General features: G+C 72.3%; 11 protein-coding genes and 1 pseudogene. 7 read left to right on the top strand and 5 right to left on the bottom strand.

Annotated features, from left to right (window positions below; translation table 11 throughout):
* The 3 genes and pseudogenes from ACFV4G_RS15295 to ACFV4G_RS15305 form a co-directional block, all read left to right on the top strand.
* Window positions 1–436, top strand: a pseudogene (locus ACFV4G_RS15295) (hypothetical protein); the annotation flags it as partial.
* A 388-nt stretch (window positions 437–824) separates the two neighbouring features.
* Window positions 825–2,057 (top strand): hypothetical protein, encoded by a 1,233-nt coding sequence (locus tag ACFV4G_RS15300; RefSeq protein WP_380440330.1) that lies wholly within the window; start codon window positions 825–827, stop codon window positions 2,055–2,057.
* A 137-nt stretch (window positions 2,058–2,194) separates the two neighbouring features.
* A complete protein-coding gene (locus ACFV4G_RS15305; protein ID WP_380440332.1) occupies window positions 2,195–3,268 on the top strand; it encodes a hypothetical protein in 1,074 nt (357 codons plus the stop codon).
* A 59-nt stretch (window positions 3,269–3,327) separates the two neighbouring features.
* Here the strand turns inward: ACFV4G_RS15305 and ACFV4G_RS15310 are convergent, their stop codons facing one another.
* Complete coding sequence (locus ACFV4G_RS15310; RefSeq protein WP_380440334.1) at window positions 3,328–4,497, bottom strand: serine hydrolase domain-containing protein; 1,170 nt, start codon at window positions 4,495–4,497, stop codon at window positions 3,328–3,330.
* Between the two features lie 311 nt (window positions 4,498–4,808).
* Here ACFV4G_RS15310 and ACFV4G_RS15315 point away from each other — a divergent pair, with 311 nt between their 5' ends.
* On the top strand, window positions 4,809–6,041 hold the full coding sequence (locus ACFV4G_RS15315; RefSeq protein ID WP_380440336.1) for a serine hydrolase domain-containing protein: 1,233 nt from the start codon (window positions 4,809–4,811) through the stop codon (window positions 6,039–6,041).
* 51 nt (window positions 6,042–6,092) lie between these two features.
* Window positions 6,093–7,310: an RNA-binding protein gene (locus tag ACFV4G_RS15320; RefSeq protein ID WP_380440338.1), complete on the top strand. Its 1,218-nt coding sequence runs from the start codon at window positions 6,093–6,095 to the stop codon at window positions 7,308–7,310.
* Window positions 7,311–7,369: 59 nt separating this feature from the next.
* Here the strand turns inward: ACFV4G_RS15320 and ACFV4G_RS15325 are convergent, their stop codons facing one another.
* The 4 genes from ACFV4G_RS15325 to ACFV4G_RS15340 form a co-directional block, all read right to left on the bottom strand.
* Entirely contained in the window at window positions 7,370–9,181 is a 1,812-nt protein-coding gene (locus tag ACFV4G_RS15325) for a trypsin-like serine protease (RefSeq protein WP_380440340.1), read from the bottom strand.
* 108 nt (window positions 9,182–9,289) lie between these two features.
* On the bottom strand, window positions 9,290–11,023 hold the full coding sequence (locus ACFV4G_RS15330) for a trypsin-like serine protease (RefSeq protein WP_380440342.1): 1,734 nt from the start codon (window positions 11,021–11,023) through the stop codon (window positions 9,290–9,292).
* Between the two features lie 90 nt (window positions 11,024–11,113).
* Window positions 11,114–12,721, bottom strand: a complete 1,608-nt coding sequence (locus ACFV4G_RS15335) for a trypsin-like serine protease (RefSeq protein ID WP_380440344.1) — start codon at window positions 12,719–12,721, stop codon at window positions 11,114–11,116.
* Window positions 12,722–12,754: 33 nt separating this feature from the next.
* Window positions 12,755–13,300 (bottom strand): hypothetical protein, encoded by a 546-nt coding sequence (locus ACFV4G_RS15340; protein ID WP_380440346.1) that lies wholly within the window; start codon window positions 13,298–13,300, stop codon window positions 12,755–12,757.
* A gap of 403 nt (window positions 13,301–13,703) precedes the next feature.
* On the opposite strand from ACFV4G_RS15340, the gene ACFV4G_RS15345 reads away from it, so the two are divergent.
* A complete protein-coding gene (locus tag ACFV4G_RS15345; RefSeq protein ID WP_380440348.1) occupies window positions 13,704–17,303 on the top strand; it encodes an ALF repeat-containing protein in 3,600 nt (1,199 codons plus the stop codon).
* A complete protein-coding gene (locus ACFV4G_RS15350; RefSeq protein ID WP_380440350.1) occupies window positions 17,300–17,641 on the top strand; it encodes a hypothetical protein in 342 nt (113 codons plus the stop codon). Before ACFV4G_RS15345 ends, ACFV4G_RS15350 begins: the two co-directional genes overlap by 4 nt.
* Window positions 17,642–17,890 lie beyond the last annotated feature (249 nt).

The following is a 17,890-nucleotide window of genomic DNA, read 5'->3' on the forward strand; positions in this document are numbered from 1 at the left end:
CGCCCCGCCCGCCGGCCCCGGCCCCGGCCCGGGCCCCGGTCCCGTGCAGGGCGGGCCGACCTCCTCGGCGCCCTCGCCCTCGCCGACCCAGACCGTCGCGCCCGCCACCCTCACCATCAGCTCGGTGAACCTGGACTCGCTGTCCTGCAGCGGCCAGTGGGCCCTGACCGCCACCGTCACCGTGGCCGCCCAGGGCAACGCGACCGGCACCCTGACCCTCAGCTGGTACCACAGCTCGGGCGGACGCGCCGCCACCGTCGCCACCGACACCGTGCCGGTCCAGAACGGCCGCGCCACCATCACCCGCGTCCACAACTTCGGCTCCGCCGACAACTCCACGACCTGGGGCGTCCGCGTCGGCACCAGCCCGGCCGCGACCGCACCGGGCAAGACGTCCGCCGAGCTGTACGCCTTCACCTGCAACCCGCCCCGCTGACCTCCTGTCGGCCCCGGTCACACCCGCCCCACCCCTCGCCCTGGAGAAAGCCATGTCCACGCCCCACCCCGACGCCGCCCCCACCCCGGGCGCCGACCAGACCGTCCGGCTCGGTCCGGGTACGGGCGAGGGGGAGGAGACCAGCCGTACGGACGCGGGGGCGGCGGCGCCCCCCCCCCCCCGGGGGGGGGCCCCCCCCCGCGCGCCCCGCGCCCCGCGCCCCCCCCCCCCGCCGGGGGGCGGGGGGGAGGGGGTGGGTGGGGCGGGGGGGTTGCTCCCCGCCGCCTCCCCCCCCGCGGCGCCCCCCCCGCCGCGCGGCGGCGTTTCCGACCCGCGCGCGGACCGGACCGTCCGGCTGCCCCGCTCGCCGCTGGGCGGGCCGGATGCGGTGGAGACGGTCCGTCTGGACAACGAGGAGCGCCTGCGCCTGACGGGGGAGTCCGGGACGGTTCCGCTGCCGCGCCCGCCGTTGGGTGGGCCGGATGTGGTGGAGACGGTGCGCCTCGACAACGAGGAGCGCCTGCGTCTGACGGGGGAGTCCGGGACGGTTCCGCTGCCGCGCCCGCCGCTGGGTGGGCCGGATGTGGTGGAGACGGTGCGCCTCGACAACGAGGAGCACCTGCGCCTGACGGGGGAGGGCGAGACCGTCCCGTTCCCCCGGCCGCCGCTGGGCGGGCCGGACGCGGTGGAGACGGTCCGTCTGGACAAGGGGGAGTCCGGGACGGTCCCGCTGCCCCGCTCGCCGCTCGGCGCGCCCGACCCGCGCGCGGACCGCACCGTCCGGCTCTCCCCGGCGCCCGCGCCCGCCGCCACACCGGACGCCGAGGCCACCGTGCGCCTCGACTCCGCCGAGGCCGAGAGCGCGACCTTCCTCGACCCGCGGGTGTGGGGCGGCGCGCCGGGGGAGAGTGCCACGCTGCCCGAGCCGATCCCGCTGCCCGAGGCCGGGGCGGAGGCCGAGGCCGAGAGCGCGACGTTCCTCGACCCGCGGGTGTGGGGCGGCGCACCGGGGACGGGGGAGAGCGCCACGCTGCCCGAGCCGATCCCGCTGCCCGAGGAGGCCGCGCCCGAGGAGCCCGCGCCCGAGGCCTCCGTCTCCACCCCGGCCGCCGCACCGGACGAACACCCCCTCGCCCCCGGCGAGTTGCGCCGCTTCGGCCCCGGCGTCCCGCCACAGGCCGCCGCCGCGTGGCACGGCGAGACGCCCGCGGACCGGCAGCCCAAGCGGCCCCGCCGCGTGCGCAGGTGGCTGGTGCCGGTGGCCGTGCTCCTCGCCGTCCTGGCGCTGCTGTTCTGGCGCTTCCACACGACCGCCCTGGCCGTCACCTCCGTCGGTGTGACCACCGACCCGGCGGGCCCCGGCTGCGGCGGCACCGCCGTCGTCACGGCCTCGGTGGAGACCAACGGCGGCGCCGGCAGCATCCGTTACCGCTGGCAGCGCAGCGACGGCACGACCTCGGACGAGCTCGTGCAGGACGTCCGCTCCGGCACCCGCCACACCGACCTGGTGCTGCGCTGGACCTTCGACGGCCAGGGCTCCCTCCAGGCCACCGCCACCCTGCAGATCCTCTCGCCCGGCACCCGCACCGCGACCGCCGCCTTCCCCTACCACTGCTCCTGATTCCCCGAGTCCGGAACCCGCCTCGGACGCCCCGCCCGTCCCGTAGCGTTTGCCTCCCGCCGCGGGGATCCGCGGCACGCCAAGGGGAGGGCACCGTGAACTCGCTCGTGTCGAAGGCTCGTTGGTTAGGCGCTCTGGTGACGGCGGGAGCACTGCTGCTCGCCGGGGCCGGCGCCGCGGGGGCGGACGACGCGCCCGACGGGCCGGTCCGGGGTGTCCCGCAGACCGTCGCCCTGGGCTCGGAGCCCGCCTCGGTGGCGGTCAGCCCGGACGGGCGCACGGCGTACGTCTCGGTCAAGGACGGCATGAACGGCGTCAAGCTGAAGGCGGTCGACACCCGGAGCGGTGCGGTCACCGCCACGGTCACGCTGACCACCGGGTACGGGGCCGACGCCGGGCCGGTGGCGGTCAGCCCGGACGGCTCGCGGGTCTACGTGCTGTTCGGCGCGATGAGCCTGCTGCCGCTGTCCACGCTGGGCGCCGTCGACACGGCCACCGGCACGGTGGTCTCCACCGCGCTCGCGCCGGACCAGCCGCGCCCGGACGGGACCAGCCCCGGGGGCCTGAGCACACTGACGGTCAGCCCGGACGGCTCACGGGTCTACGTCACCCAGGACGGACCCTCGCCCTGGCACCAGCCGGTCCAACCGGGCGCCCGGGTCCTGGAGTTCTCCCCGCAGCAGCAGGCGTTCACCGCCGCCGTCACGGTACCCGGCCGCTCCCTGTGGTCGGTGGTCACCCGGCCGGACGGCGCCGACACCTACGTCAGCACCGACGAGGGCCTGGACCACCTGGACACCGGCGCCGAGCCCCCGGCCGTGGCCGGGACCGTCGCCGCCCCCGGCACCAGGACCGCTCTGGCACTGGCCCCGGACGGCACCCGCGTGTACGGCGTGAGCAGCACCGGCACCGGCTACACGGTCGACCCCGCCGCCGACACCGTCACCGCGACCACGGACCTGGGCATCACCCCGGCACAAACGCTGCACGACCCGTCGGTCAGCCCGGACGGCACCCGGCTGTACATCGCCTGCCTGGACTCCTCCAGCTCCACCGGCAAGGCCCGGATCCTCTCCCTCGACACCTCGACCAACACCCCCGTCCCGGCCGAGGCGGTCACCGGTCTCAACTGGGTGACGGCCCTGGCGGTGGGCCCCGACGCCCACACCCTCTACATCGCCGACGGCGACCTGCGGATCGTCGGCATCTGACGGGATCCCGCCGGTCCGCGCACGGGGCGCGGGCCGGCGACCGGCCGCTTCACTCGTCGCTACCCCGCCAGCAGCGCGCAGACGAAGTCCTCCTCGACAGCCCGCAGCCGCTCCAGCAGCGCCGGGCTGTTGCGCTGGTTGACCTGCTCGGTGACGGACACGGTGACGCTGCGCCGCCCGTCCGGGGTGCCCGCGCCGAACTGCGTGTAGCCGGCGGTGTTGCCCGTGTGCCCGTACACGACGCCGCACCGGGTGGTGTACTCGAAGATCCCCAGCCCGGCCCGGTTGGCCCCCGGGCCGGCCGGCTCGGAGGCCCCGGCGACGAAGGCCCGCTGCTCCAGGCGGGTGGCGTCGCCGATCAGCGGCCCGCCCGCGTAGGCGGCCGCGAAGGTGCTGAAGTCCCGTGGGGTGGAGACCAGCCCGCCCGAGGCCCAGGCACCCGAGGCGCCGAACCGGGTGCTGACGTCCTCCACCGGGTGGGGCGGCTCGACGGCGTAGCCGTGCAGGTAGGGCCTGGGCAACTCGAAGCCGGAGGGCAGGCTGGTCCCGTCGAGCCCGAGCGGCGCGTAGACCTCGGAGGCGAGCAGGTCCTCGTAGCGCTGCCCGGTGGCGGCCTCGGCCATCAGGGCGACGGCGATGTTGTCGGAGTTGGAGTACTGGTAGCGCGTGCCGGGGGTGAACTCCAGGTCGTCGCCCGCGACGAAGTCCAGCAGGTGCCGGGAGTCGAACACGTGGTGCGGCTCGGAGAGGATGATGTCGACGAAGTCCGGCGCCGAGCTGTAGTCCGGCAGCCCGCTGGTGTGGTTGAGCAGCTGGCGCAACGTCACCGCGCCCCAGTCGGCGGGCAGCGAGGGCAGCCGCCCGGCGACGGTGTCGTCCAGGCCGAGCAGCCCGCAGTCGACGAGCCGCAGCGCGACCGCGCCGCTGAACGCCTTCGCGGCGCTGGCGAGCCGCATGTGGTCGGCGGGCTCCGGCGGGCGGCGGGTGCCGACCTTCGACAGCCCGGCCCGCACCACCCGCACGCGGTCGCCGTCGCGCAGCACCGCGATCGCCCCGGGCGGCCCGTCCGGACGGTCGACCAGCTCCTGCAACCGGGCCCGCAGCCCCCGGCCGTCGTCCCCGTGACCGCCCCCGGCCGAGGCGGGAGCGGCGGGCACCAGCACCACCGAGGCGGTGGCGAGCAGGACGGCGAGCGCGCCCCCGGGGCGGCGGCGAGAGCGGAGCGGCACGGCGGATCCTCCGGACGACGATTCGGCGAGGGGACGGGAACGGCCCCGGCGGCAAGGAGTCACCCGCCGACGCCCCCGGGAAACGGCCCGCCCACCACCTTGACCCGCCCAGCCGAGCCCCCTGCCCGCCGTCCGGCCGCCGTCCGGCCGCGCCCCCTGCCCGCCGTCCGGCCGCCGCCCAGCCGAGCCCCCTGCCCGCCGTCCGGCCGCCGTCCGGCCGCGCCCCGCCCTGCGGACCCGACGGGTGACGTTCACGCGGGTCGCCCGCCACCACACCCGGCGCCCGGCCGCCCCCACCCGATACTGCGCGCATGACACCCACCCGCAGGACCACCCGGAACGCCCTGCTGCGCCTCGCCGCCGTCACCGCGCTCCTCGCCCTCACCGCCCCGGCCGCACCCGCCGGCGCGGAGCCGGAGGGTCACCACCACCGTCCCTGCGCCGCCTCCGCCCCGCCCGACGGCGGACCGGCCGCCGACGTCCTGCGGATCGCCGAGCAGGCCAAGGCGGAGCTGGACCTGAAGTCGGTGATCCTGCGGGTCACCGTCGACGGCCGCGAGCTCGTCACCGGCGCGCTCGGCGAGTCGATGACCGGCGTCCCGGCCGAGCCCGCGATGCACTTCCGCAACGGCAACATCGCCATCAGCTACCTGGGCACCGCACTCCTGCGGCTGGTCGACCAGGGCGTCGTCGGCCTCGACGACCCCGTCTCGCGCTGGCTGCCCGACCTCCGGGGCAGCGACCGCGAGTTCACCCTGCGCATGCTCGGCGCCTCCACCACCGGCCTCGCCGACTACGTCAAGGACCCCTCCTTCGGCCCGGCCGTCTACGCGAACCCGTTCCGCCAGTGGACGGCCGACGAACTGGTCGCCATCTCCACCCGCCAGGACCGGCTGTACGCCCCGGGCACCAACTGGAGCTACTCCCACGCGAACTTCGTCCTCCTCGGCGAGGCCCTGGAGAAGATCACCGGAACCCGTCTGGACGCTCTGCTCCAGCGCGAGGTCCTGGGCCCGCTCGGCCTGCACGAGACCCGCAACAGCTACACCCCCGACATCCCGACCCCCGTCCTGCACGCCTTCACCTCCGAACGCGGCACCTACGAGGAGTCGACCTTCTGGAATCCCTCGTGGACCACCGCCCCCGGCGCCGTGGAGACCACCGACATCTGCGACCTGGAACGATCGGCCGTCGCCATCGGCGCCGGCGAACTGCTCTCCCCGGCCTCCTACCAGCAGCTGCTGGACCCGGGGACGGTAGGACTCGGCCACCCGACCGACACGTGCCTGGCGACGATCTGCATTCCGCAGACCGAGGCCACCCACTACGGCATGGGCGTCCTCGTCGTCGGCGGCTGGATCTCCCAGCACCCGCTGTTCTTCGGCTACTCCGCCTCCCAGGACTACCTCCCCTGCGAGCACCTGGCCATCGCCGTCTCGACCACCAACGGCCCGAGCGCCCCGGCCGACCACAACGCCCACACCATCGCCCAGCGCATCGCCGCCGCCCTCGCCCCGGGCCACCCCATCCCCGACTTCGGCTGAGCCGCCGCCCCTGCTCCTCCTCGGCCGGCCCCGTTCCGGCAGGATGACCTCGTGAGCTCTCCCCGCCGGCACGTCCACCGGATCACCAAGTACGACCCAGCCGACCGCAACGAGTGGGGCCACTACACCGGGACGCTGGACTCGGCCAGCGACCACGGGCCGGTCGAGGCCGCCTACCTCGCCGCGGTCGCCGCCTTCGCCGAGGCGGACGGCGTGCGGCACCTGACCATCCGCGAGCCCCAACTCGGGCCCGGCTTCACGCATTTCGGCCTGGAACCGGCGGTCGAGGGCCACGGCCTGGCCGGGCTGTTCCCGCCCGACCTGACCGGCTACCACGACGGTGCCCGGGTGGCACTGCCCGTCGCCCTGGAACTCGTGCGGGCCATGCTGCGCGACAACGGCGCCTGGTGCCGCCTGGAGAGCGACGACGGCTTCACCGTCCACGTCGGGTACGACCAGTACCTGTACGTGGGCACGGCCGGGCCCTGCGAACGGGCCGTGGCCCGCATCCGGGCGACGGGGCTCTTCCCGGAGCCGATAGACGCTTCCCCGTACGACCACGAGCCGGACGGTCTTGACGGACAGCGCCCGGCCGACGAGGTCTTCTGGGCCCGGGTGCGCTGGTGCGCGGCGACGGGCCGGGCCGGGCTCCTGGAGGAGAAGCCCGTCGGCAACCTCTCCCACTGGCACCGGCTCGCCGACGACGACGCGATCGAGGCGGTGCGGGCGCGGCTCGCCCCGCGTGCACAACTGGCCGTGTGGCCTGCTCTTTCCCCCGACGTCGCCGCCGTCCTGGCCGGCCTCCCGGAGGAGGACCTGATCGAGCTCGTCTGGGAGGACGCCGAGGGCCGGATCACCAGCACGATCGCCGACGAGGACGACTTCGCCGCCCTGACCGTCCGCGTCGCCGGAGCCCGCGCCGCCGCGGTCCTGCCGATGTGCGTCGACGAACGCACCCCCGTGCTCACCGCCGTCCTCCCCGACCCCGACGGCGTCCTGCGCGCCCGCTGGCGCACCGACCCGGCCCCCGGCGACCGGGACTGGGCCCTGCTCAAAACCCTGAGCCCCGGCCGGCCCGTGACCGGCACCGTCACCGGAACCACCGCCTCGGGCGCCGTCCTCGTCGACATCGGCGGCTTCACGGCCACCCTGGCCGACGACGCCACCATCCCGGTCGGCCGCAGGGTCACGGCGCAGGTCCTCGACGTCGACATGGTCAGGGAACAGGTGTCCTTGTCCCTCGTTCCGACGCAGTCGGACGAAGCCTGACGGACGAACCCGTCCGGCGGTGGCAACCGCGCCACCGCCGGACGGGCTCGTCCGTGCCGTCAGCCGGTGGGCAGGGTGGTGCCGGGCAGGGTGTCCAGGGGGGCCCACTTGGGCATGCCGGGCTTGTAGGAGGTGTGGTTCACGGCGCCGTCGGCGCCGGCGGCGAAGAGGTCCACGGTGTTGGCGGAGGCGCTGAAGACAGTGGTCGGGATCCGGCCGGAGAACTTCCAGTTCCCGAGGGTCTCCCAGGCGCTCCACGGCTTGCCGTTGTTGAACCAGTAGGCGTGGTAGAGGAAGGCGTCGCGGCCGGTGGCGAACAGCTCGATCGCGTCGGTGGCCGGGTTGTAGACGGCGCTGGGGGCGCCCGCGAAGCGGTAGTCGCCGTTGATGGTGGCCCAGTTGCTCCAGTTGGTCATGCCGGGGGTGTAGTAGCGGTGGGCGATGGGGCCGTCGGCGGTGGTCACGAAGACCTCGGCGGTCTTGGTGGAGGGGTTGTAGACCAGGCTCGGGCTGCCGGTGACGGCGGCCCCGTCCAGGGGGAGCCAGTCGCTCCACGGCTTGCCGTCGTTGAACCAGTAGGTGTGGTACATCGTGCTGTTGTCGCGTCCGACCGCGAACAGCTCGATCGCGCCGGTGGCCGGGTTGTAGATCGCGCCGGGGGTGGCGTTGAACTTCCGGTCGTAGATGGTGGTCCAGTCGCTCCAGCCGGTCATGCCCGGGGTGTAGTAGGTGTGGGCGACGGGGCCGTCGGCGGTGGTGGCGAAGACCTCCGCGGTCTTCGTGTCGGGGTTGTAGACGGCGGTGGCGCTGCCGGTGAACTTCGTTGTGCCCGTGCCGGTCCAGGGGCGCCAGCCCTGGGCGTCGGCCAGGTAGTAGGTGCGCCACATGAGGCCGTCGCTGTCGACGGCGTACAGCTCGATCGCGGCGGTGGCCGGGTTGTAGAGGGCGGTGGGCGAACCCACGAACGGCTTGGTGCCGGCCGGCCGTTCGCTGATCCGCGACCAGGAACTCCAGCCCTGACCGTTGATGTTGTACGCGCCCACGACACGGCCGTCGGCGTCGACGGTGAACACCGTCGACGTCTGCTTGACCGGGTCGTACACCGCACTGGCGGTCGGCGCGACGGCGTTCGCGGCGGCGTAGCGCACCTGCTGCACCCACCCGGAGAGGTCGTCGGTGCGGGTGCCGGTGGCGCCGGTGCGGGTTTCGGTCTCGCCGAGGCAGCCGCCCTGCCAGGAGCGGGAGGCGACGGCGACGAGTTCGGCCTTGCCGTTCGTCTCGCGGATGGCGGGGGCGCCGGTGTCGCCCTTGCAGATCGCGGCGCCGCCGGTGCCGGTGACGGCGATCCCGGTCGGCTGCACGGAGTCCAGGGTGAACGCACCGGTGTGCATCGTGCCCGGGACCCACTCGTCCTTGGTGCGCCCGTAGCCGGGAACGCGCAGCTTCTCGCCGGACGTGGGTGCGGAGGCGGCGAGGGCGAGCGGCGCGACGCCCTGGACGGGCGCGGTGAGGCGGGCCAGGACGAGGTCGCGGTCGGCGCGCGGCGTGAGCGAGGCGACGTCGACGGCCTTGCCGGCGATGGTGGCGGTGGTCTTCCACTTCGGCGCGCCGGCCTTCAGCGCCTGCGGCTGGGCGGGGTCGTCGGAGAAGCAGCTCGCGGCGGTGACGACCAGGTACGGGTCCACCAGCGCGCCGGTGCAGGTACGGAAGTTGTCGCCGATGGCGAGCTTGGCGGTGTAGGCGTAGGCGCCGTCCGCGGCGGGGTCGCCGACGACGGCCCCGGCCGGGGAGAGGGTGGCCAGCGTGCCGGCGGCCACGGCCGCCGTGAGCACGGCCGCCCGCCGCGGACGGGACGAGATGGTGTGGGGCATGGAGGGGTTCCTCGAGAGGTCTCGGACGGTGACGGTTAGGGCAAGGCGGATGCGCCCGGGAGGCCCTGACGGGCCGAAGAGTCCGCCAGGGCGCAGGGCGCAGGCCGGTCAGGGAGCGGAGGGGCCGCCGTGGAAGCGGGTCCAGCCGGGGCCGCGGGGGTCGACGGACCACAGGGTGTTGTTGGTGTCGCGGACGAAGGTGGTCAGGTGTCCGTTGGCGGGGTCGGGGACGGTGTGGGGGCTGGTGTCGGTGGCGAGGACGGTGCCGGCGGGGGTGGGGATGAACGGCGTCCACTTGCCGGCGCTGTAGTCGAGCGAGTGGAGCTGGTTGTTCGGCCCGTTGACGTACACCATGACGTGGTTGTCGTCGGGGTTGACGACCGCGCCGGGGTCGGTGGCGGCGTTGGCGCCCCAGTCGCGCCACCCCGCGCCGAGCGGGTCGACGGACCACAGGTGGTTGGCGGTGTCGCGGACGAAGGTCGTGAAGTGGCCGTTGGCGGGGTCGACGACGGTGACCGGGACGGCGCCGCGGGCCAGGACGGTGCCGGAGGTGGTCGGGACGAAGGGGTCCGCCTTGCCGCTGTTGCGGTCGACCCGGTGGAGCTTGTTCTCGGGGCCGTTGACGTAGACGGCGATGTGGCCGTCGTTGGGGTTGACGATGGGGGCGGGGTCGCCGGCGGCGAGGGCGCCGAAGTCGCGCCAGCCCTCGCCCTGCGGGTCGACGGACCACAGGTGGTTGTCGGTGTCGCGGACGAAGGTGACGAGGTGCCCGTTGGCGGGATCGACGACGGTGCGGGGCACGGCGTCGGCGGCGAGCACGGTGCCGGCGCTGGTGCGGTCGAACGGCGTCCACGTGCCGGTGTTGCGGTCGTAGGACCAGAGCCAGTTGTTCTGGCCGTTGACGTACACCATGACGTGGTTGTCGGCCGGGTTGACGATCGTGGTCGGCATGGCCGCGGCGTTGGCCCCGAGATCGGTCCAGCCCTCGCCCTTGGGGTCGACGGACCACAGGTGGTTCTTGCTGTCCTGGACGAAGGTGACCAGGTGCCCGGTGGCCGGGTCGACCGCGGTGAACGGCGAGGCGCTGACCGTCGTCCCGGACGGGGTGGAGTGCTTGGTCTTGGTGATCCACTGCCCGATGTCGTCGACGCGGGTGCCGGTGGCGCCGGTGCGGGTCTCGGTCTCGCCGAGGCAGCCGCCCTGCCAGGAGCGGGAGGCGACGGCGACGAGTTCGGCCTTGCCACCCGTCTCGCGGATGGCGGGGGCGCCGGTGTCGCCCTTGCAGATCGCTGCGCCGCCGGTGCCGGTGATGCCGATCCCGGCCGGGTTCACGCTGTCGAGCGTGAAGGCACCGGTGTGGGCCTTGCCCGGGCCCCACTCGTCCTTGGTGCGGCCGAAGGCGGGCACGCGCAGCGTCTGCCCGGCGGCGGGTGCGGCGGTGGCGATCGCCAGCGGCTGCACGTTCTGCACGGGCGCGCCCAGGCGGGCCATGACGAGGTCGCGGTCCTGGCGCGGCGCCAGTTCGACGACGTCGACGGTCTTGCCGCCGACGGCGGCGGTGGTCTTCTGCTTCGGCTTCCCGGCCGCGAGGGCGGCCGGCTGCGCGGGGTCGTCGGCGAAGCAGGAGGCGGCGGTGAGCACCCAGTACTGGTCGACGAGGGCGCCGGTGCAGGCGCGGAAGGTGTCGCCGATGGTCAGCTTGGCGGTGTAGGCGTACGTGCCGTCCGCGGCCGCCTCACCGGGGACCGCGCCGGCGGGGGAGAGGGTGGTCAGCGTGCCGGCGGCCACGGCGGCGGCCAGCACGGCGGCGCGCCGCAGGCGGGCCGGGATCGGGTGGGACATGGGGAGTTTCCTCCGGGAGGTTCGTGAGATGACGGCCCGCCGGGCCGGCAGCCGTGAGACTGCCGGCCCGGCGGTGCAGGTGTGGCCGGGTCAGCCGGTGGTGGTGGCGGTGATCGCCTTGGCGCCTGCGGCGCCGCCGGGGACCTCGCCCCACTTGCTCCACTGGCCGGCGTTGTAGTCGGCGTCGAGGTTGTAGACCTTGTCGTCCTCGTTGATCGCGAAGACGTGGACGACGTTGCCCTCGGCGCTGCTGGTGACGGCCTTGAGCCGGTTGTCCCAGATCTTGTTCCAGCGGTTGCCCCAGCCGCCGGCGGCGTAGTCGGCGGTGGTGCTGTAGAGGGAGCCGTCGGAACCGATGATCATGAGGTCGGTGGTGTTGCCGCGCGCGGAGGCCGTGATGGCCTTGGCACCGGCGGCGCCGCCCGGCACCTCGCCCCACGTGGTCCACCGGCCGGCGTTGTAGTCGGCCTCGATGGTGTGGACCTTGCCGTCCTCCCCGATGCCGAAGACGTGGACGACGTTGTTGGAGGCGCTGCTGGTGACGGCCTTGAGGCGCCGGCCGTCGATGAGGTTCCAGCGCCCGGACCACTGGCCGGCCGCGTAGTCGGCGGTGGTGCTGTACAGCTTGTCGTCCGAGCCGATGATCATCACGTCGACGGTGTTCCCGCGCGCGACGGCGGTGACGGCCTTGGCACCGGCGGCGAAGCCGGGCACCTCGCCCCACTTGGTCCAGGCGCCGCCGACCTTGCCGTCGTGGTTGTACACCTTGCCGTCGGTGCCGATGGCGTAGGCGTGGACGGTGTCGCCGGTGACGGCGCTCGCGGCGGAGACGACGGCGGGGCTGCCCACCGGCGACCAGTTCTTCAGCCAGCTGCCGGCCTTGTAGTCGGCGACGGTGTCCCACAGCGTGTTGTCGGCGCCGATGATCTGCACGTGGGTACCGGACTTGACGTCCGCGGTGCGGTAGCGCAGGTCCTTCACCCAGCCGGCCAGGTCGTCGACACGCTCGGCGGTGGCGCCGGTGCGGGTCTCGGTCTCGCCGAGGCAGCCGCCCTGCCAGGAGCGGGAGGCGACGGCGACGAGTTCGGCCTTGCCGCCCGTCTCGCGGATGGCGGGGGCGCCGGTGTCGCCCTTGCAGATCGCCGCGCCGCCCTGGCCGGTGACGGCGATCCCGGCCGGCTGCACGGAGTCCAGGCTGAACACACCGGTGTGCATCGCACCCGGGACCCACTCGTCCTTGGTGCGCCCGTACCCGGGAACGCGCAGCGTCTGCCCGGCGGCGGGCGCGGCGGTGGCGAGGGCGAGCGGGGTGACGCCGTCGACCGGCGCGCTCAGGCGGGCCATGACGAGGTCGCGGTCGGCGCGCGGCGCCAGCTCGACGACGTCCGCGGCCTTGCCGCTGACGGTGGCGGTGGTCTTCCACTTCGGCGCGCCGGCCTGCAGTGCGGCAGGCTGCGCGGGGTTCTCGGCGAAGCACGAGGCGGCGGTGACGACCCAGTAGCGGTCGACGAGGGCGCCGGTGCAGGCCCGCAGGCCGTCACCGATGGCCAGCTTGGCGGTGTAGCCGTACGCGCCGTCGCCGACGGCGCCGCCGACCACGGCGCCGGCCGGCGCGGCAGGAATCACGGCGAACGCCCCGGCCGCGACGGCGGCGGCGAGGGCTGTCATCCGCGCGGTGCGCGGGGTGGTGCCAGACAAGAGCTCAGTCCTTGGGAAAGCGGGGGGTGGAGGTCAGCCGGTGACGCGCAGCTCGACGAGGACGGTCGGCTTGCCGCCAGGGAAACCCACGCCGACGGGCTCGGACGAGTTCGGGGCGATGTCCACCTTCTTTTCCTGGCCCGCCGCGACGAGCTTGGCGGTGACGGTGCGGTCCGCGGTCTGGATGCCGTACACGCTGGGGAGCTCCATGGTGAGGAAACCACTGGTGCCCGTGGTCGTGAAGCAGTAGCCGGCGTTGTCGAGGCGGGACTCGACGAAGATCTCGTTCGCTGCCTGGCAGTCGGTCGGGACGCTGAAGCCCGGGCCTTCCTTGAGACGGATGTGCCCGTCACCCTGCTTGAGGGAGATCTTGCGGTCCTTCAAGATGCGCGCGGCGCCGGGGTGCTGGAAGTCCTCGATAGCGGAGGGCATGGCTGCGGGATCTGCCGTGGTCGTGGCGGAGGTGGTGGGTGGTTGCGGGGCCGCCTGCGCGGTGGTGAGGGAAGCGAGCGCGGCGCCAGCGGCCAGGACAGCGGCGGTGCAGGCCAGGGCGGCATTGCGGGAACGGGATATCAGCAAGGTTGTTCCTTTGGATTACTGAGGCGGCACCGGTGTGCCGGGCGGGCCGCCGGTGCGAGTGACGAATGTTAGTAAAGCATGAGTAAGATGCTGGCAATCACCAGCCCATGAATCCGAGCGGATCGCACGGGATCAAAGGTTCATCAGTGCGGGCTTGATGATTTTTCTGTGATGGCAGGTGCGCCGTTTCAGTGCCCGGAGCCTCGGGATCGGAAGCGCCCAGGGGGCACGTTTTCGGGATGCCTGGCGATCGACTGTTTCGTGTCCAAAACATAACTCTGGAAGGAATTTGACTGTGAATCATCCATCGCGCTCCTGGGGAGCGCCGGGAGGTGCCGGAAGGACTGGCCGTATGTTTGGCCGGACACCGGGACTGCGTGCGGCGTGCGCGCTCCTGTTGCCGGTGACGCTCGCGGTCGGCCTGCTCGGCACGACGCCCGCATACGCTGCGGACCCCGGTCTGGGTTCGGATCTACCTTCGGTGACGGATCGCGGCCGTGTCCTAGGCCTGTGGACAATGGGCGGGCCGGGACTGAAGGAGGCCGCGGAGGCGGCGCTGGCCGGCTCCGACGAGGAGGTCCAACGCTTCCTTGAGACGGGACGTGCCGGTGCGGAGAACCAGGACGACCGCGTCGCCGCTTACCAGATGATCGCCCTCGGCGGAGCCGGTGTGCGCGAGGCCGCTACCAAGGCGCTGAGGGGCTCCACCGACGACCTGCGCGTCTTTCTGAAGGACGGCTGGAAGGCCCCGCTGGAGCAGGATCGGCGGGTGGCGGCCTACCAGGCGATTGCTGTCGGTGGGGAGACCGTCAAGGAACAGGCCGCAGCCGCCCTCAAGGGCACCCCCGAAGACGTGAAGAACTTCCTGGACAAGGGGCGGTTCGAAGCCGAGAAGACCGACAACCGCGTCCGGGTCTGGCAGGTCCTCGCCGTCGGGGGCCCAGCGACGAAGGAGGCTGCCAAGGTCGCTCTGCGCGGTACGCCCGCCGACATCGTCGAGTTCTTGGAGGTAGGCCAGTTCGTCGCCCGGGCCAGGGACCAGGAACGCGCCACGATCTCGCAACTGGCTGATCAGGCAGAGCAGGCTGGCGTTCAGGCTCAGGCAGCCAAGGACGCGGCCAAGGAGGCCTCCGCCCGCGCGGTCGACGCCTCCCGCCTGGCAAAGGAGTCCGCACAGACTGCGGCCAAGGAGACCGAGGAGGCGGGCCAGGACTTGACCCGCGCCGCGCAGGCCGCCCAGCAGGCCGCCGACGCGGCCCAGGGTGCTGCTGATGCCTCGCAGCAGGCAATCGCCGCCGCTGGCGCCGCGAACCGGGCCTCGCGAACCGCGGCCAGCGCCGCGGCCCAGGCCGCGAGCGCTGCCGGCGGGGCTGCGCTTGCGGCTGCCAGTGCCCGCAAGGCAGCCAACGCAGCTTCTTCTGACGCGGGGAAGGCCTCTGAGGCTCGCCAGCGCGCGGAGGAAGCGCGCAACGCCGCCAGAGACGCCGAGCGCGCGGCGCAGGCCGCGGAGCATGCGGGTGACGCCTCGCAGGCTGCGGCCGAGGCGTCGGACGCGGCCCGTGGCGCGAGCGGTAACGCCAATGCGGCCGCGGAGTCCGCAGAGAAGGCGAGTCGTCTGGCCAAGGCGGCCGGTGCTGCCTCCACCCGGGCACAGAGCGCGGCCGAACAGGCCCGCCGCCACGCAAAGGAAGCCGACCGGGCTGCGAACGCTTCCGCCGCCCTGGCCCGCCAGTCGGCCCAGGCCGCTTACCAGGCCCGTGACGCTGCCCGTTCCGCTGCGAACCACGCCAACGCCGCTGCCACGGCCGCCGACAACGCCGCTCAGCATGCGGGCGAATCCGCCGGTGCAGCCGCCGAAGCCGGCCGGCAGGCCGAGGAAGCGCGCAAGGCCGCGAACACGGCCAGCGAGACGGTCAAGACCGCCGCTGGCGTGTACGAGCTGGCCCGTCGGACCGAGGCTGAGGACCTCGCGGCTCGCACTGCCGCCGCCGTCGAGGTGGCCCGGGATATAAAGAGCGCCGACGACCAGGTCACTGTTGGCCTCGGTACCGTCCTCGAGGACTGGCAGGCCCAGGAGCAGGAGGCCGCCGCCCTGACGGAAGAGGCCGCCCGCCCCGACGCCGACCCCAAGGTCGTAGCCGCCAAGGGTCGCAAGGTAGCGCTCCAGATAGTGAAGAGCGGCGGCCCCTGGAGCCAGGAAGCCGCTGGCATGGCCCTCGCCGGCCCCGACCAGACCGTGGTGGACTGGGCGCGCACCGGCCGGAAGAAGGCCGAAGAGGATGATCTGCGCCAGAGCGTCCAGGAACTCGCCGAGGACAGCCCCGATGAGGCCGTGCGCACCGCCGCCGCCGCGGCGCTGAAGGGCGACGCCACGCAGATCAAGGCCTTCTATACCACTGGCCGCCTTGAGGCCATGGTCACCGACGACCGGGTCCGTGCATACCAGCAGATCGCCACTGGCGGCCCCAGCGTCAAGGAAGCCGCTGACAAGGCCCTGCGCAGTGGCTCGCCCAAGGCCGTGGCTGCGTTTCTGCAGGTCGGCCAGCATAGTGCCCGCTGGACCGACGAACGTGTCGAGGCCTACCAGCAGATCGCCGTCGGTGGCCCCGAGACACAAGCCGCCGCGAAGATTGCGCTGGCAGGCACGCCCGAGATGGTCCACGACTTCCTGGCCACTGGTCGCCACATGGCCGACCGTAAGGACCAACTCGCCGCCACCCACACCGCCCAGATGCAACGGCTGATTGCCGAGGCGTCCCAGACCGCCGCGAAGGCCCAACAGAACGCCTGGGAGGCCACTGAAGCCGCTGCCACGGCGGCCGGCGCCGCAGGTGATGCCAATACCGCCCGTGACCAGGCGCGTGCATCCGCCAGCCAAGCCGCCGCTTTCGCCGCCGATGCGGGCAAGTCCGCCCAGGAAGCGGAGGGTTCTGCTACCCGCGCGGCCAAGTCCGCCGCCGCCGCGCGTGACGCCTTCCAGGCTGCCACCCGCGATGCCGGCCAGGCTACCGCCTCTGCCGCCCGTGCCCGTGTCTCGGCGAACCAGGCCCGCTGGTCTGCCGAATCGGCCCGCGAAGCCGCCGCAGATGCCTACAGTTCCGCAGTCGCTGCCGGCAAGGACGCTGGTGCGGCGCGGCAGGCCGCTGACGAGGCCTGGACTATCACCGCCAGCAAGGAGAATCAGGAACGCCAAGCCGTTCTCAAGGAATTCGAGGCCCAAATCCAAGCCGAGGTCAAGCGGATCGAGGATCAGCTCAGGGCCGAATACGATGCGCTAATCCAGGAACGGAACCTCGCCGAGCGCCGGAACCGAATTATCGGTTGTCATAAGCTGCCCGCTCTGTCCGCCTGCTCGCCCGACAAGCGAGGCGTCTTCGGAAACCCCGTGCTGGACGATCTCGTGGTGATCGGAAACACGCGTGAAGTGAAGGAGATCATCGAACTCGGCAAGGCTCTCACGGGCCTGCAGAGCTACGAGGAGTGTCGCAAGCATAAAATCATCCTCTCCTGCGCCGATGTCGCCATGACTGTCATCCCTCAGGCCAAGGTAGCCAAGCTCGCACAGGTCGTCAAAAAGGCCAAGGACGTCGAGGAAGTAGCCAAGCAGGCTTCGCGATTCAGTAGATTCTCCGGGGTTAAAATTGACGCGACACACGTGAGTGAAATGACGAAGAATGGCGTCAAGTTCAATCGTGATGACCTGATCGCGACAGTGCGGACCGCTGATGGCAAAGTCGTGTTTTTGGAGTCGGGAAGCACCAGTGCAGGTCTAGCGCACGTCATGAAGCACGCTGGAGAATTCGAGAGGGCTGGAATATCCGAGACCGATATTCCTGATTTCTTGATAAAGGCTGTCACTGAGGGTAAGATTGTGGGATACCAGCGCGGAGCAGGGCGACCGATTTATGAGCTTCCCTATAAGGGGAGGATTCAAAAGGTGGCGGTAACGGTTGGGAGCAATGGATATATTGTGGGTGCAAATATGAGGGGAACTGGGCTGTGAATGGCTTGGTCAAGCCGCGTGTGATACGTGTACTTGCGGACTATGATTGCTATCCCCTGTGGCTGACTGGCGAACATTCAGGCGACCTATCTCCGGGCGACCCGATGCTCGGCTTGACGTCAGAATTGATAGAAAGTCTGGAGGCCTGGTCGGCGGAATTTGACGACACATTGTGTCGTGAAGATCCGGCGTCGTCTGGGTTTCCGTCGAAGGAATCTGAGGAAAGGTTTTACGAGGTCGGCTATGCGCTTTCCCGGCAGTTGGCGGGAGAGCTCGGTCGGGGCTGGAAGGTGAGTTATTTTGATCTTCGCGCTGGCGGCGACGTAGAGATTTCGTAACTCAACTAATCCCATGTGGCTGGCGTGAAGCTGATGACCGGCTGTCCATGGATCCGGTTGTCTGTGCTTCAGGCGCTGTCGGCGAAGGTCGTCGGCAGCGCCTGAAGCCATTCCATCCAGCGTCGGCTCCCGCTGTTGGCGATGGTCCATCTTCGTCGCACGTTCTTCCGTGCATCGGTGCCCGGCCGGACGAATGGTGGCAGGGTGTGACGCACCGGCTGGAAAGCGTCCTAGTACAGATATTCGGGG

This window comes from Kitasatospora sp. NPDC059747 (genome assembly GCF_042732955.1).
In the GTDB taxonomy this organism is placed as follows: Bacteria; Actinomycetota; Actinomycetes; order Streptomycetales; family Streptomycetaceae; genus Kitasatospora.